13 protein-coding genes are annotated in these 16,342 nt (G+C 31.6%); 12 read left to right on the top strand and 1 reads right to left on the bottom strand.

Translation table 11 applies throughout. The features are described 5' to 3' along the window. Positions 1 to 132 precede the first annotated feature (132 nt). The 12 genes from SR63_RS07225 (at position 133) to putP (ending at position 16,098) form a co-directional block, all read left to right on the top strand. Positions 133 to 846, top strand: a complete 714-nt coding sequence (locus tag SR63_RS07225) for a molecular chaperone (RefSeq protein ID WP_012006785.1) — start codon at positions 133 to 135, stop codon at positions 844 to 846. Further along, a complete protein-coding gene (locus SR63_RS07220) occupies positions 821 to 1,012 on the top strand; it encodes a twin-arginine translocation signal domain-containing protein (RefSeq protein WP_002851537.1) in 192 nt (63 codons plus the stop codon). Before SR63_RS07225 ends, SR63_RS07220 begins: the two co-directional genes overlap by 26 nt. Beyond that, complete coding sequence (locus tag SR63_RS07215) at positions 1,012 to 3,816, top strand: formate dehydrogenase subunit alpha (RefSeq protein WP_022552433.1); 2,805 nt, start codon at positions 1,012 to 1,014, stop codon at positions 3,814 to 3,816. Before SR63_RS07220 ends, SR63_RS07215 begins: the two co-directional genes overlap by 1 nt. After that, on the top strand, positions 3,813 to 4,454 hold the full coding sequence (gene fdh3B, locus SR63_RS07210) for a formate dehydrogenase FDH3 subunit beta (RefSeq protein ID WP_002851264.1): 642 nt from the start codon (positions 3,813 to 3,815) through the stop codon (positions 4,452 to 4,454). Before SR63_RS07215 ends, fdh3B begins: the two co-directional genes overlap by 4 nt. Then, positions 4,451 to 5,383: a formate dehydrogenase subunit gamma gene (locus SR63_RS07205; protein ID WP_002855824.1), complete on the top strand. Its 933-nt coding sequence runs from the start codon at positions 4,451 to 4,453 to the stop codon at positions 5,381 to 5,383. Before fdh3B ends, SR63_RS07205 begins: the two co-directional genes overlap by 4 nt. 166 nt (positions 5,384 to 5,549) lie before the next feature. Further along, positions 5,550 to 6,332, top strand: a complete 783-nt coding sequence (gene fdhD, locus SR63_RS07200; protein ID WP_002867056.1) for a formate dehydrogenase accessory sulfurtransferase FdhD — start codon at positions 5,550 to 5,552, stop codon at positions 6,330 to 6,332. Further along, entirely contained in the window at positions 6,325 to 7,062 is a 738-nt protein-coding gene (locus SR63_RS07195) for a winged helix-turn-helix domain-containing protein (protein ID WP_063674803.1), read from the top strand. Before fdhD ends, SR63_RS07195 begins: the two co-directional genes overlap by 8 nt. Positions 7,063 to 7,175: 113 nt before the next feature. Further along, on the top strand, positions 7,176 to 9,278 hold the full coding sequence (ccaA, locus tag SR63_RS07190) for an aspartate chemotaxis receptor CcaA (protein ID WP_002858883.1): 2,103 nt from the start codon (positions 7,176 to 7,178) through the stop codon (positions 9,276 to 9,278). A 110-nt stretch (positions 9,279 to 9,388) separates the two neighbouring features. Further along, positions 9,389 to 9,961 carry a sulfurtransferase-like selenium metabolism protein YedF gene (gene yedF / locus SR63_RS07185; protein ID WP_002860696.1) on the top strand — a complete coding sequence of 191 codons (573 nt, stop codon included), beginning with the start codon at positions 9,389 to 9,391 and terminating at the stop codon, positions 9,959 to 9,961. Between the two features lie 9 nt (positions 9,962 to 9,970). After that, positions 9,971 to 10,993, top strand: a complete 1,023-nt coding sequence (gene selD / locus SR63_RS07180; RefSeq protein ID WP_079254163.1) for a selenide, water dikinase SelD — start codon at positions 9,971 to 9,973, stop codon at positions 10,991 to 10,993. Positions 10,994 to 11,122: 129 nt separating this feature from the next. Beyond that, positions 11,123 to 14,611, top strand: coding sequence for a proline dehydrogenase family protein (locus SR63_RS07175; protein ID WP_002867052.1), 3,489 nt, complete (start codon positions 11,123 to 11,125; stop codon positions 14,609 to 14,611). A gap of 17 nt (positions 14,612 to 14,628) precedes the next feature. After that, the gene (gene putP, locus SR63_RS07170; RefSeq protein ID WP_002867051.1) at positions 14,629 to 16,098 is read left to right on the top strand and encodes a sodium/proline symporter PutP; all 1,470 of its coding nucleotides are present in this window, start codon (positions 14,629 to 14,631) and stop codon (positions 16,096 to 16,098) included. Between the two features lie 15 nt (positions 16,099 to 16,113). On the opposite strand, the gene yedF (SR63_RS07165) is transcribed toward putP, so the two are convergent. Continuing rightward, positions 16,114 to 16,341 carry a sulfurtransferase-like selenium metabolism protein YedF gene (gene yedF / locus SR63_RS07165; RefSeq protein WP_002867050.1) on the bottom strand — a complete coding sequence of 76 codons (228 nt, stop codon included), beginning with the start codon at positions 16,339 to 16,341 and terminating at the stop codon, positions 16,114 to 16,116. Position 16,342: the final 1 nt, after the last annotated feature.

The following is a 16,342-nucleotide window of genomic DNA, read 5'->3' as shown; positions in this document are numbered from 1 at the left end:
TTCAGTGATTTTTAAATCAAATAGTATTAAGATAAATCGATTTAAAAATCGGCTTTAAAATGAATATTAGGTATATTTTGCATAATATTCATTCAAGCAAAATTTAAAGCTATTTTTGAAAATTTTGAATGCATGGAGGCTTTAATGGATTTGGAAAAATTAAGATTAGCTAGAAGTCTTTATTATCAATGTCTAGGAGAGCTTTTTGTTTTTTCATTTTCTGAAGAAAGATTGTCAAAATTACAAGAGTATTTAAAGACAATGCAAGAATGTTTATTTGATGAAAATTTAAAATCAAATTTTGATATCTTGCTTAAGCATTTAGATGATGAAAATTCTATACAAGCATTTTTTAAAGAATACGATTTGCTTTTTTTAAGTCTTAAAAACAGCATTCCAACGACTTTTTCTTACATAGAAGAAGGTTTTGAAAATTCAAATCCTTTACTTTGCGTGCGTCAAATTTTAGTCAAAAGTAAAATAAGACGCAATGAAAAATTTTTTAAAGAAAGTGAAGATAGTGTTGGATTTTGTTTATTGTTGATGAGTGAATTTTTAAGGCAAAATGAAGATGATTTAGCTAAAGAGCTTTTTGAAAAAGTGATCAATAAAAGCATTGATGAATTTTTAGGCGATGTTTTCATGAATAAAAATGCGAATTTATATAAGGAAATTGCAAGTATTGCGATGGCTTTTATGGAATTTGAAAGACTTTGCTTTGAAGTGGAAAAACCTGCAAAAATAAATTCTAAAAAAGTGCAAAATGATCTATCGCGTTCGGAATTTTTAAGAAGAGAAGCAAATAAACAAAGGAGGACTCGTGAAAAATCGCAGGGAATTTCTTAAAAAATCCGCTTTTGCCTTAGGGGCTGCTGGAGTGCTTGGTAGCACAACTTTAGCTCTAGCTAAAGATGAAGAAAGAAAAGATTTGGTTAAAGGTAAAAGCAAGAAAAAAGAAGTGCTTTTTCAAAGAAGTGCTAATTGGGAAAATTATTATATAAAGGCTGAGTAATGTCAAGTGTAGGTGAAAATATCAAGCTTACGCGTCGTTCTTTTCTTAAAATGGCAGCACTTTCAAGTCTAGCAACACCGTTGCTTGCTAGAAGTGAAACTTTAAGAGAAGCGAGTGCTGATGAGCTTAAAGAAGCTTATGAAGGTAGTAAAAAAGTAAAAACAGTTTGTACAGCCTGTTCTGTAGGCTGTGGGATTATTGCAGAAGTGCAAAATGGTGTTTGGGTGCGTCAAGAAATCGCTCAAGATCATCCTGTGAGTTCAGGTGGACATTGCTGCAAGGGATCTGATATGATCGATATGGTGCGTTCACATGTGCGTTTAAAATATCCTATGAAAAAAGAAAATGGAGAATGGAAACGCATAAGTTATGAGCAAGCTTTAAGTGAGATCGGAGAAAAACTAGCTGCTTATCGTAAAGAAAATCCTGAAAGTGTTATGTTTTTAGGTTCTGCAAAAATGAGCAATGAACAAGCTTATTATGTACGTAAATTTGCAGCGTTTTTTGGAACAAACAATGTAGATCATCAAGCTAGAATTTGACACAGCGCAACAGTCGCCGGTGTGGCGAATACATTTGGTTATGGCGCTATGACAAACCATCTTGGAGACATTCAAAGAAGTAAATGTATCATTATCATTGGGGCAAATCCAGCGGTAAATCATCCTGTGGGTTTTAGACATTTCTTAAAAGCAAAAGAAAAAGGTGCAAAGCTTATCGTTGTAGATCCTAGATTTACAAAAAGTGCAGCAAAAGCGGATATTTATGCAAGAATTCGTCCAGGAACTGACATTGCTTTCATGTATGGAATGCTAAAAATCATCTTTGATGAAGGTTTAGAAGATACAAAATATCTTGATGAAAGAGTTTTTGGAATCGATAAAATTCGTGAAGAAGCGGCAAAATGGACAGCTGAAGAGGTGGAAAATGTTACAGGAATTTCTAAAGAACTTTTGGTGCAAATCACTCACGAAGTAGCTAAAAACAAACCAACTACGCTTATTTGGGCTATGGGTTTAACTCAACACACTGTAGGAACTTCAAATACACGTTTAGCACCTATTGTGCAAATGGTACTTGGAAATATAGGTAAATTTGGTGGTGGAGTTAATATCTTACGCGGACATGATAATGTTCAAGGTGCTTCAGATATGGCTTGTTTGAGCGAAAATTTACCAGGTTATTATCCTTTAAATGAAGCGACTTGGAGATACTATGCCAAAATTTGGGGTGTGGATTATGAGTGGCTTTTAGGAAATTTTGTAAGCAAAGATTGGATGCATAAAACCGGACTTTCACTTGCTAGATGGTGGGCAGCGGCTTTAAATGGAAAAGATGGAAATGATGCTATCGATAACGCAGGAACGCCTTTAAAAGCTTTAGTAGTTATGGGAAATGGTATCACTTCGACTGCACAACAAGTAAAAGTTAAAGAAGGTTTGGAAGCTTTAGAGCTTTTAGTTTTAGCCGATCCTTTTGTAAATGAAGCAGGCATTATTGCAGAAAGAAAAGATGGAATTTATCTTTTACCTGCAGCAACACAGTTTGAAACAAGCGGAAGTGTAACAGCAACAAATCGTAGCGGACAATGGAGATTTAAAGTTGTAGATCCACTTTATGAAAGCATGGAAGATCAAGAAATTTTATTTGAGCTTGCTAAAAAATTAGGTTTTTATGAAGACTTTACCAAGACTTTACGCGATGAAAAAGGTGAGATTGTTTGGCCTGAAAATGCAACAAGAGAAATTGCAAAAGCAGTTAGAAGTATAGGGCTTAATGGTTGGAGTCCTGAAAGGCTTAAAAAGCATACTTTATACTGGGATAAATTTGATGAGGTAACTTTAGAAGGAAAAGATGAAGTTGCTGGTGAGTATTACGGGCTTCCTTGGCCTTGTTGGAGTGATAAGCACCCAGGTTCTCCTGTACTTTATAATACCGACATTGAAGTCGCAAAAGGTGGTATGGGCTTTAGAAATAATTTTGGACTTGAGTATGAAGGAGAGAGTTTACTTGCTAAAAATGCGCCTTTAAATTCACCTATTGATACAGGTTATCCACAAATTACTAAAGATAATATAGAAAAAGTTTTAGGTATTACTTTAAGTGCCCAAGAAAAAGAAAAAATGGGATCAACTTGGTCTTATGATGATAGCAATATCATAGCAACTAAATGTATAGAAAAAGGCATAGTTCCTTATGGAAATGCTAAAGCTAGAGCTGTAGTTTGGACTTTTAAAGATAAAATTCCACTCCACCGTGAGCCTTTACATTCTCCAAGAAACGATTTGGTGCAAAAATATCCAAGTTTTGAAGATCAAAAAGCGCTTTACCGCGTGGATACTAAATTTGTGTCTGTGCAACAAGCTAAGGATTATTCTAAAGAATTCCCGCTTAATCTTGTTACTGCAAGACTTGTGAATTTAAATGGTGCAGGTATGGAAAATAGAGCATCTATGTATCTAACGCGTTTAACACCTGAAATGTTTTGTGAGATCAATCCTGAATTAGCAAAAGAGCAAGACATTAAAGCAGGAGATATGATTTGGGTACATTCTCCAGAAGGTACTAAAATTCATGTAAGAGTGAAGGTTAATCCAGGTGTAGCAAAAGATATGATTTTCTTGCCTTTCCATTTTACAGGAGTTATGCAAGGCGTGGATTTAACGCACAATTTCCCTAAAGGAACAAAACCTTATGCAAGTGGAGAAAGTGCTAATACGGTAACAAATTATGGTTATGATATCATGTGTCAGATTCCAGAGACTAAAGGTGGGCTTTGTAGAATCAGTAAGGATGGAAAATGAGTAAGGTAAATTTTGCAAATTTAGAAAAAGAACGCTTGAAATTCTTTTGTGATAATGAGCGTTGTATTGATTGTAATGGTTGTGCGGTAGCTTGTGATGAAGCACATGAGCTTCCTATTCATATTCGCCGTCGCCGTGTGATTACTTTAAATGAAGGAATTCAAGGAAAAGAAGTTTCAACTTCTATTTCTTGTATGCATTGTGATGATGCTCCTTGTTCTATCGTTTGTCCTGTGGATTGTTTTTACATCCGTGCTGATGGTATTGTTTTGCATGATAAAGAAATTTGCATAGGTTGTGGATATTGTCTTTATGCTTGTCCTTTTGGTGCACCACAATTTCCAAAAGATAGTGTTTTTGGAAATAAAGGCATTATGGATAAATGTACTATGTGTGCAGGTGGCCCTGAAGCAACGAATTCAGAAAAAGAAAGAGAACTTTATGGGCAAAATCGTATCGCAGAAGGAAAAGTTCCTGTATGCGCTGCGATGTGTTCGACAAAAGCACTTTTAGTAGGTGAAAGTTCTAAAATAGAAGAGATTTATCATAATAGACTTATGAATAGAAATTATGGCATTCCAAATCCTTCGGAAAGTTTGGAGTGGAAGATTGCTTACACAGGAAAGGAACGCTTATGAGAAAAGTATTTGTAACGCTTTTATTAAGCGTAGCGAGTTTATTTGCTTATGGTAGCGAGAGAATGGGACAAGATACTCAAATTTGGGATTTTCATCGTATTACAAATATCCCAAATTATGATACTTTTGGCAAACTTTGGACAACTTTACAAGGTGAATATATAGCTACTATAGCTTTAATTGCTGTTATTGCGGTATTATCTGCATTTGCTTTGCATTATATGGTTATAGGACCTAAGCAATTTTCACACGATGGAAAGAAAATTTATGCTTTTACATTATTTGAAAGACTTTTTCATTTTATCGCGGCAATTTCTTGGGTGATTTTAGTGCCAACTGGTTTTGTGATGATGTTTGGGGCGACTTTTGGAGGCGGACTTTTTGTAAGGGTTTGTAAAAATTTACATGCTTTTGCAACGGTTTTATTTATCATCTCTATAATCCCTATGTTTTTATGGTGGATTAAAAGAATGCTTCCTGCAAGTTATGATATCAGATGGATGATGATAGTAGGTGGTTATTTAAGCAAAGTAAAACGTCCTGTACCTGCAGGTAAGTTTAATTTTGGTCAAAAATCTTGGTATTATATAGCTGTATTTGGTGGATTTTTGATGATAATCACAGGTGGATTTATGTATTTTCTTGATTTTAATTCCACGGCAATTCAAGGTCTTTTTGGTTTAACTCAAATTGAACTTTTAAGAATTTCAGCTATAGTGCATAATTTCTTAGGCATAGTGTGTGCAGTGTTTTTTGGCGTGCATATTTATATGGCAGTATTTGCAATCAAAGGCAGTATCCATTCTATGATTAGTGGTTATAAAGAAGAAGAAGAGGTTTATATTTTACATTCTTATTGGTATAAAGAATTAAGCAATAAAAAGCAAATTGAACCTAGTTTTTCTTATGATCCTAATGTAAAAATTTAATCTTTAACCGCTATGTTATTGCATAGCGGTAGTTTTAAGCTTTTTTGAAATAAATAGAACGAATTTTATTTTATAAGTTGAATCTAAAATCTATTTTTCCATATATAAATTTGTTATTTATGTTTTTTTGATATAATATTATTTAAAGATATTTAAAGGATAAGGTATGGATCCGTTATTTACAACTCAAATTTTAAAATATAAAGGTGATGATTCTTTTACATGTGATGATACTTTAGTGCGTGAAATTAAGCTTGAAATTTTTATTAATGATGAAAGAGTAGGTGCTTTAATGGCAACTCCTGTAGATGAACAGGCATTAGCAATAGGATATTTAATGAGCGAAAATATCATTGCGAAAGTAAGCGATATTGAGAGCATAGAAACAAAAGATGATGGTATGAGTGTGCATATTAAAGCAAAGATTGATAAAGAAAATTTAGCAAAGCTTAATGCTGAAGGTGTAGTTATAAGTGGTTGCGGTAGAGCACATACTGCCAATATCGATCCAGAAGCTATTGAAGCGAGTAAAATTAGTTCTGATGTAAAATTTAGCAAAGATGAAATTTTAAAACAAATGAGTACTTTTTATACTCAATGCGAGCTTTATGAGAAAACAGGCTGTGTACATACGGCTAAGCTTTTTGTAGATGAGAAAACTTTTTTTATAGGTGAAGATATAGCTCAGCATAATACCATAGATAAAGCTTTAGGAAAAGCACGTTTAGCTGGGGTTGATTTAAGTCAATGTTTTTTAATGGTTAGTGGAAGGCTAAGTTCTGAAATGGTAGCTAAAGCAGTTATGCATAAAATTCCAGTACTTGTTTCACGCACGGCTCCTACTTGTTTAGGAGTTATGATAGCAAGAAAATTTGATTTAACGCTTTGTGGTTTTGCTAGAGAAAATAAGATTAATATTTATAGTGGAGAATTTAGAATTCATGGATAAAAATCAAGAAAAAGAAATCATCTCATATATGAGAGAATTGTTAAATAGTAATGAAAAATTAGATTGTGGTACGGCTTTTAAAATTGCAAAGAAATTTAATGTAAATATAGAAAAAATCGGACAATTAGCCGATGAAAATCACATGAGAATTGATAATTGCGAGTTGGGGCAATTTGGACATTTAGATTTTGAAAAAGCAAAGATTGAAGTGCTTAAAAAAATAGAACCTAGTTTAGATGAAAAGCGTAGAATTTTTTGTAAAGATGCAAGAGATATTGCTAAAGAAGGTTGTGGACTTAAAAGTATGCGTTCAGCTTTAAAAACTTATAAGGTTGATGTAAAGTATTGTCAACTTGGTTGTTTTAAAGAAAAAAAAGGTAAGCAATTTATAGTAAGAACAAAAACTTGGATTGAAAATGCGGATGGAGATTTGCTTTTTGGTCGAGGAAAAACAGAACTTTTAGAACTTATCGGACAAACAGGTAGTTTATTACATGCTTCTAAACTTATGGGGATTAATTATAAAAAAGCTTGGATGCATTTACAAACCTTACAAAAAAATTCTCAAGAAATTTTAGTTAGCACAAGACAAGGACGCTCTAAAGAATCAGGAACAAAACTTACTCCTAGAGCTATGGAATTGATGGAAAATTACTCTATTTTGCAAAAAGACATAGAAGAATACGCTAATAAACGCTTTAAAGAATTGTTTTTAAAAGGAAAAAAATAAATCTTCTATCAAAAAATACTAATACATAATTTTTTTATAATTAATTAATATTATTTTTTTTAAAAATATGTTAAAATTAGAATCTAAATTTTTTATTTTTTAGGAGTTATAAGATGTTTAAATCTTTAAATATAGGTTTAAAACTTATTTTTTCTGTGGCAGCTGTTGTTGTTATTGGACTTGTTATTTTAATTTCATTAATCACAAAACAAGTAAGTCAAAATATTACCAAAAATACAGAAGATATTCTTGCTTCTATCACGAAAGAATATGCTACTCAAACTCAAGGAATTTTTGGGGAAATGATCGCTTTAAATAAAAGTATTTCAGGTACTTTAACAGAAATGTTTAGATCAACCTCTAAAGAAGATTTAGATATAGACAATATAACAAATATTATAACCAATACTTTTGATAATAGTGCTTATTCTAATTTTACTTATTTATATCTTATTGATCCGCCAGAATACTTTAAAGAAGAGAGTAAATTTTTTAATACTCAAAGTGGAAAATTTGTTATGCTTTACGCTGATGAAGAAAAGGATAATAAAGGCGGAATAAAAGCAATACAAGCTAGTGATGAAATAGCTAATCTGCAAGTTGTGCAAGATATATTAAAAAAAGCAAAATATGGGGAAAATAAAGTATATATAGGCCGTCCTATTAAGATGAATTTAGAAGGTCAAGATTTTGATGCTGTAAATGTTGCTATGCCTATTTTTGATCGAAAAAATCAAGTTGTAGGTGTCATAGGCATGACTTTAGATTTTTCAGATATTGCTACTTATCTTTTAGACCCTAAAGGTCAAAAATATGATGGTGAATTAAGAGTTCTTTTAAATTCAGATGGTTTTATGGCGATACATCCAAATAAAAATCTAGTTTTAAAAAATTTAAAAGATATCAATCCTAATAAAGGTGCACAAGAAACTTATAAGGCCATAAGTGAAGGAAAAAATGGAGTTTTTAACTATATAGCTTCTGATGGTGATGATTCTTATGCTGCGATTAATAGTTTTAAAGTGCAAGATAGTTCTTGGGCAGTTTTGGTAACTGCTCCTAAATATTCAGTATTTAAACCCTTAAAAAAATTACAATTAATTATTCTTGGTGCATCTTTTATTTTTATTTTTGTTGTTTTAGGAGTGGTTTATTATTGCGTAAGAAAAATTGTCGCATCTAGATTGCCTGTGATTCTTAGTTCTTTAGAATCATTTTTCCGTTTTTTAAATCATGAAAAAATTGAACCTAAGGCTATTGAAATTCGTGCTAATGATGAGCTAGGAGCAATGGGAAGAATCATAAATGAAAATATTGAAAAGATTCAAATATCTTTAGAACAAGATCAAAATGCTGTAGATGAATCGGTGCAAACTGCTAGAGAAATCGAAAAGGGTAATTTAACTGCAAGAATTACTAAAAATCCTATAAATCCTCAATTAGTAGAACTTAAAAATGTTCTTAATAGGATGCTTGATGTTTTACAAAGTAAAATTGGTTCTAATATGAATGAAATTAATAGAGTTTTTGATAGTTATAAGGCTCTTGATTTTAGTACAGAAGTATTTAATGCTAAAGGTGAAGTTGAGATTACAACTAATATTTTAGGCAAAGAAATTAAAAAGATGCTTTTGGCTTCTTCAAATTTTGCTAAAGATTTAGCCAATCAGTCAGAAGAGTTAAAAAATTCTATGCAAAAACTTGCTGATGGCTCTAATGCACAAGCGAGTTCTTTAGAACAATCGGCTGCAGCTGTGGAGGAGATTAATTCTTCTATGCAAAATGTAAGTGGAAAAACAGTTGAGGTTGCTTCACAAGCTGATGATATAAAAAATATTGTCAATGTGATTAAAGATATCGCTGAGCAAACGAATCTTCTTGCTTTAAATGCAGCTATTGAAGCTGCACGTGCTGGAGAACATGGGCGTGGTTTTGCAGTTGTTGCAGATGAGGTAAGACAGCTTGCGGAAAGAACAGGAAAATCCTTATCTGAAATCGAGGCAAATATTAATATACTTGTTCAAAGCGTAAATGAAGTAGCAGAATCTGTAAAAGAACAAACAGCAGGAATCACACAGATTAACGATGCTATAGCACAACTTGAAACTGTAACTAAGGAAAATGTCGAAGTTGCAAATGTCACCAATAATATAACAAATGAAGTCAATCAAATTGCTGCGGCAATTCTTGAAGATGTGAATAAAAAAAGATTTTAAAAAAGCTCATTTTTGAGCTTTTAAATTTTTTCTATATTATTTAAAATTTTTAAACACAAAACAAGTAATAAAATAATATTATTTTTCAAAGCTAATATCAAGGAAAAATAATGAAAATTGATTGTCGCAATCTATCTTGTCCTCAGCCTATAGTTGAAACAAAAAACGCTCTTGAAAAACTTCAAGAAAATGAAATTTTAGAAATTGTTTTAAATTCTATTATTTCAAAAAATAATGTTGTAAAATTTCTTAACTCTTTAAATTTAAACCCTGTTGTAGATGAAAATGCACAAGAGTTTTGCATCAAAGTACAAAAAAAGAATTTTGATTCTAGTAAAGTAAATATTCACGATTATAATGTTTTATTTTTAAAAACCGACAAAGTGGGTGAGGGTGAATTGGGACAAAATTTACTTGTAGGATTTTTAAGTACCTTAAAAAATTTAGATCATGCTCCAAGTAAAATTCTTTGCGTAAATGAAAGTGTTTTAATCAATGTTGATGAAAATCATAAAGCACATTTAGCTATGAAAGAACTTGAAAATTTAGGTATTGAGATCATAAGTTGTGGAGCTTGTCTAGAATTTTTTAATAAAAGCAAAGAACTTAAAATAGGAAATATAGGCAATGCTTATGAAATTTTAAACGAGCTTTTTGGTAAAGCAAAAATCATTACTCTATAAGGAAAAACACTGCAATATAAAAATCAAAATTTAACGCATTTTGTTAAAGCAGCAGGCTGAGCAGCGAAATTAAGCCCGGGTGGTCTTAAAACAATTTTAAATTTCATGCAAAAAACTCCTGCTTTACTTAGTGATATCGGAAATAATGAAGATGCAAGCGTATATCAAATCAGTCCCGATTTAGCTTTGGTGCAAACGCTTGATTTTATCACTCCTATAGTAGATAGTGCTTATCATTTTGGTGCTATTGCTGCAGCAAATGCTTTAAGCGATGTTTTTGCTATGGGTGCAGAGGTAATTAATGCCTTAAATATAGTAGGTTTTGATACTTGTAATCATGATATAAATATCTTAAAAGAGCTTTTAGAAGGTGCAAATGATAAGGTTCAAGAATGCAATGCTTTAGTTGTGGGTGGCCATACTATAGAAAGCACTGAGCTTTTTTTTGGACTTAGTGTTACAGGAAAAGTACATCCTAGTAAATTTATTGCTAATAATACGGCTAAAGTTGGAGATTGTATTATTTTAACCAAGCCTTTAGGAACAGGAATTTTAAGTACGGCTTTAAAGGCACAAATGTTAAATCAAAAACATTTAGATATAATGCTTAAAAGTATGATGGAGTTAAATTATAAAGCCAGTCAAATTGCTCTTAAATTTCATCCAAGTGCCATGAGTGATGTCACAGGTTTTGGACTTTTAGGACATTTAAAAGAAATGCTAAATAAAAATATTTCTTTTGAAATTTTTGAAAGTGAACTTCCTTTTTTAGATGGAGTAAAAGAGTATTTTAATATGGGTTTAATTCCTGCTGGAGCTTATAAAAATTTAGAATTTATAAAAGAACTTATCCCTGATTTAAATGAAGAAAAATTATTACTTTGTGATCCGCAAACTTCAGGAGGACTTTTAATTTCTATAAGTGAAAAAGAATCCTTAGAATGTTTAAAAAAACTAGAAGATGAAAATATTCAAGCTAAAATTATTGCTAAGGTTGTAAATAAGCAAGAAAATGATATTATCATTTCTTAATTTTTGTTACTTATATACCCATTAAAATTTTTTTTATCATTTTTTATACATTTTCTATGATTTAAAATATTATTTTTATCTTATTTATATATTATTTATTAAAATTTATTTTATCTTAGGAGATACGAAATGATACAAAAAGCTTTAGCCTTAGCTGAAGAATTGCAAGGACAAATAGAAGCCAATATTTCAAATTCTGAAAAAGAATTTCATGCTAAAATGCAAAAACTTCTTAACAATCCCAAAAATAAAGTTATGCTTATAGAACTTTTAGATCGTTCTTTTAGATGCAAAGATAAAAATGCAAGTTTTGAGCTTATAGAATATACTTTGAGTAAATATGGCATAGCGGATTTTTTTAGCACTTTTGAAAAATTTCTACTTTTTAGCTTTTTAAATTTTGGCAAATTTGCTCCTAATTTAAGTGTACCTTTTTTTGTCAAACATTTAAGAGAAGATACTAAAGCTATGGTTCTAGATGCAAACGCTAGTGTTTTAGAGCCGCATATTAAAAAAAGAAAAGAGCAAGATAAAATTACCTTAAATGTGAATTTAATCGGCGAAGAGGTTTTAGGTGAAGCTGAGAGTAAATATCGTATGCAAAAATATGAAGAGGCTTTAAAATCAAGTTATATCACTTATATTTCCATAAAAATTACTACGATTTTTTCACAAATTAATATTATAGATTTTGATTATTCCAAAGAAGAGGTAGTAAAAAGACTAGATTATCTTTATGCTTTAGCCTTAGAAGAAGAGAAAAAACAAGGTGTATCTAAATTTATCAATCTGGATATGGAAGAATTTAGAGATTTAGAACTCACCGTTGCAGCTTTTATGGAAAGTGTGGCCAAATTTGATATTAAAGCGGGCATTGTTTTGCAAGCTTATATTCCTGATTCTTATGAGTATCTTAAAAAACTTTTTTCTTTTTCAAAAGAGAGGGTTTTAAAAGGTATGAAGCCTATTAAGATCCGTTTTGTTAAGGGTGCTAATATGGAAAGTGAAGAAACCATTGCATCTCAAAAAGGCTGGGAACTTCCTACTTTTTATAAAAAAATAGATACTGATAGCAATTATAATAAAATGCTTGATTTTATTCTTGAAGGAGATAATCATAAATACATCAACATAGGAATTGCAAGTCATAATATCTTTGAGATTGCTTATGCTTATACACGCATAAGTGAAGCGGGTGCTTTAGATTCTTTTACTTTTGAAATGCTTGAAGGTATGAGTTTGCAATGTTCTTATGAATTATCTAAAATGCATGATTTAATCCTTTATGCTCCAGTTTGCGATGAAGCACATTTTAACAATGCCATTGCTTATCTTGTAAGACGCCTTGATGAAAATACAAGTGAAGATAATTTTATGCGTTATTTTTTCAATCTTAAAGTAGGAGATGAAAATTGGAAGGCTCAAAAAGAACTTTTTTTAAAATCTTTAGAAGGCATAAAAACGCTTGATAATACTACACATCGTAAGCAAGATAGAAATAAAGAATCAAATATCATAAGTTCTTATGAAAGTAAAAAATTTAGCAACGAAAGTGATACGGATTTTATTTTAGCGCAAAATAGAGCATGGGCTAAAGAAATTAAAGCTAAATATGAAAATTTAAAAGATTATGATGTTTATCCTGTTATAGGTGAGCTTGATTTTAAAGCAGAAAATTTAAATGTTTTAGAAGTTAAAGATAAGATTGAAGATAGAGTGATAGGAAAGGCTTATTTAGCCGGAGAAAAAGAAATCAAACAAGCTTTAGAAGTAGCTAAAAATTCCAAATTTACACAAAAAAGTCATGATGAAATTTATCAAATTTTAGCTAAAAGTGCAAAACTTATGAGAGAAAGAAGAGGGGATTTGATAGGTTTGGCAGCTTTAGAAGTGGGCAAAACCTTTTTAGAGATCGATCCTGAAGTAAGTGAGGCTATTGATTTTATAGAGTTTTATCCGCACTCTTTAGAAGAGCTTAAAAAACAAAATCCAAAAGTTAAATTCACACCTAAGGGCATAGGGGTTACCATAGCTCCTTGGAATTTTCCTATAGGGATTTCAGTGGGCACCATAGCTGCACCACTAGCTGCAGGTAATGTGGTGATTTACAAACCTTCTTCACTTTCAACTCTAACAGGTTATATGCTTTGTAAGTGTTTTTGGGATGCAGGTATTCCAAAAGACGCTTTGATTTTCTTACCTTCAAAAGGAAGTGATATTTCTAAATATTTACTTGTTGATGAAGCGATTAAATTTTCAATTCTTACAGGAGGGGAGGATACTGCTTATGCTATGTTAAAAGCTAATCCAACCTTGCTTTTAAGTGCTGAAACGGGCGGAAAGAATGCGACTATAGTTTCTAAATTTGCTGATCGTGATAGTGCGATTAAAAATATCATTCATTCTGCTTTTAGCAATAGTGGTCAAAAATGTTCGGCTACTTCTTTGTTAGTCTTAGAAGAAGAGGTTTATAATGATGAAGAATTTAAAAAGACTTTAGTAGATGCTGCAAGTTCTATGGCAGTGGGCAATCCTTTTGAATTTAAAAATAAATTGGGTACTTTGGCTGATAAGCCAAGTTCTAAAGTTCAAAAGGCCTTAGATGAATTACAACCTTATGAAGAATGGGCATTAAAACCTAAGTTTTTAGAGAATAATCCTTATTTGATGACTCCAGGTATAAAATATGGCACTAAAAAGGGTGATTTTACTCATATGAATGAACTTTTTGTACCGATTTTAAGTGTAATGAAGGCTAAAGACTTAAAAGAAGCTATTGATATAGTAAATTCCACAGGTTATGGTTTAACTGCAGGTTTTGAAAGCTTAGATGAAAGAGAATGGGAGTATTTTCACACTCATATAGAAGCAGGAAATATTTATATCAACAAACCAACCACAGGTGCTATAGTCCTTCGTCAGCCTTTTGGAGGGGTTAAAAAATCAGCTATAGGTTTGGGTAGAAAAGTGGGAATTTATAATTATATCACTCAATTTTTAGAGATTAAGCAAGAAGATTTTGATGATCATTTAATTGAAGATAAATTTTCAAAAAAATTAGCACAAATAGATTTAAAAGAAGCACAAGATTTTATGAACGATTTAATTAAAATGTCTCAATCTTATGCTTATCATTATAAAAATGAGTTTAGTGTTTCAAAAGATTATGTTAATATACGTGGAGAAGATAATCTTTTTTCTTATACTAAAATAAAGAATATGGTTTTAAGACTTTGTGGAAATGAAAGCTTAAAAGATGTTTTAGGGGTGATTTTAGGTGCAAATATTGCAAATATTGATCTAAGTATCAGTTATGATGAGCAAGATATTAGTATGATAGAACGAATTGTTCAAAGTATAGGAGCAAAAGTATTATTTTTAAAAGAAAATAAAGAAAATTTTATCAAGAGTATTAAAGAATATGAAAGAGTGCGTTATTTGGCAAAGCCAGATGTAAATGATGAGATTTATAAAGAGGCTGCAAAGCTTGCTAAAATCATCATAAGAGAAAAGCCATTGTTAAATGGTCGTTTTGAACTTTTAAATTATTTTAATGAAAAAGCTTTAAGTATATCTTTTCATCGCTATGGAAATTTAGGCATTAGAGCAATATCTTAATGATCAAGGAGAGATTGATGGAAGTAGTTCAAATTAATACCCCAATAGCAGTGATGTTTGTAGCTTATGCCTTATTGATGCTTTATATAGGTTTTTATTTTTATAAGCAAAATAAAAATTCAGAAGATTATTTTTTAGGTGGGCGTACTATGGGGCCTGTGATATCTGCACTTAGCGCAGGGGCTTCTGATATGAGTGGTTGGCTTTTAATGGGATTACCAGGAGCTTTATATGTAAGTGGCTTTATAGATTCTTATATTGCAATTGGACTTACTATAGGAGCTAGTTTAAATTGGATTTTTGTGGCAAAAAGACTTAGAATTTATACCAGCGTGATTGCAAATTCTTTGACTATTCCTGATTATTTTGAAACTCGTTTTGATGATGATAAACACATACTACGCATTGTATGTGCGGTGGTAATTTTGATATTTTTTACCTTTTATGTTTCATCAGGGCTTGTAAGTGGAGCAAAACTTTTTGAAAGTACTTTTGGTATCAGATATGATTATGCTTTAACTACTGGAACGATTATTATTGTTGCTTATACTTTTTTAGGTGGATATAAGGCAGTTTGTTGGACGGATATGATACAAGGGCTTTTAATGATGATGGCTTTAATCATTGTGCCTTTGGTTATGCTTTATCATTTAGGTGGCTTTGGTGAAGCGATGAATATAGTAAGAGAAATAAAGCCACAAGCTTTATCTATGGGCGAAGGAGTGGGAGTTATAAGTATTATATCTGCACTTGCTTGGGGTTTGGGTTATTTTGGTCAACCACATATTTTAGTGCGTTTTATGTCGATTCGTTCTACTAAAGATATTCCTATGGCCACTTTTATAGGTATTGCTTGGATGGCGGTTTGTCTTTTAAGTGCTTGTATGATAGGTATTTTGGGTATAGCTTATGTGCATAAATTTGAATTAAGTTTGCAAGATCCTGAAAAGATTTTCATCGTGATGTCGCAGCTTTTATTTAATCCTTGGATAGCAGGTATTTTACTCAGTGCTATTTTAGCGGCTATTATGAGTACGGCAAGTTCACAATTGCTGGTTTCAAGTTCTACTATAGCGGAAGATTTTTATAAAAAGATTTTTAGAGAAGATGCGCCAAGTCATGTTGTATTAAATTTAGGTAAATTAGGTGTTTTACTAGTAGCTGTAATAGCGTTTTTGATTTCTACTGATAAAAACTCAAGTGTTTTGAGTATAGTTTCTTATGCATGGGCTGGATTTGGAGCTTCTTTTGGTTCTGTAATGCTTTTTTCTTTATTTTGGAGTAGGATGACAAGAGTAGGAGCGATCTTAGGTATGATAACAGGAGCTGCTACTGTGGTACTTTGGAAGAATTTTGCAAATTCGGGTCTTTATGAAATAGTTCCAGGGTTTTTAGCAGCTTCGGTGGTGATTATTATTGCAAGTTTATTTACAAATGTAAGATCTGGAACTAAAGCAGCTTATGAAAAGATGTTAAAAGAGCTTTGAGAACAAAAGCCTTTTTTAAGGCTTTTGTATTAAAAATCTTAGCGTGGGTCCACTTTGATCGATTTCAAGCACTTTAAAACCACGGTTTTTTGCATCTTGAGGTATGGAATTGATACTTTGTGGGCAATCACAAAGCACTTCCAAAATTTCTCCGCTTTGAAGCTTAGGTAAGACATCAAGTGTTGCTATAGCAGGATAAGGACAAGCTTCACCTTGTAAATTTAAACTATAAGTAATTTTCACT

Source organism: Campylobacter sp. 2014D-0259 (assembly GCF_008000505.1).
Lineage (GTDB): Bacteria > Campylobacterota > Campylobacteria > Campylobacterales > Campylobacteraceae > Campylobacter_D > Campylobacter_D jejuni.
The sequence above is the reverse complement of the archived record's forward strand: the minus strand, read 5'-3'. Positions and strand labels throughout refer to the sequence as shown.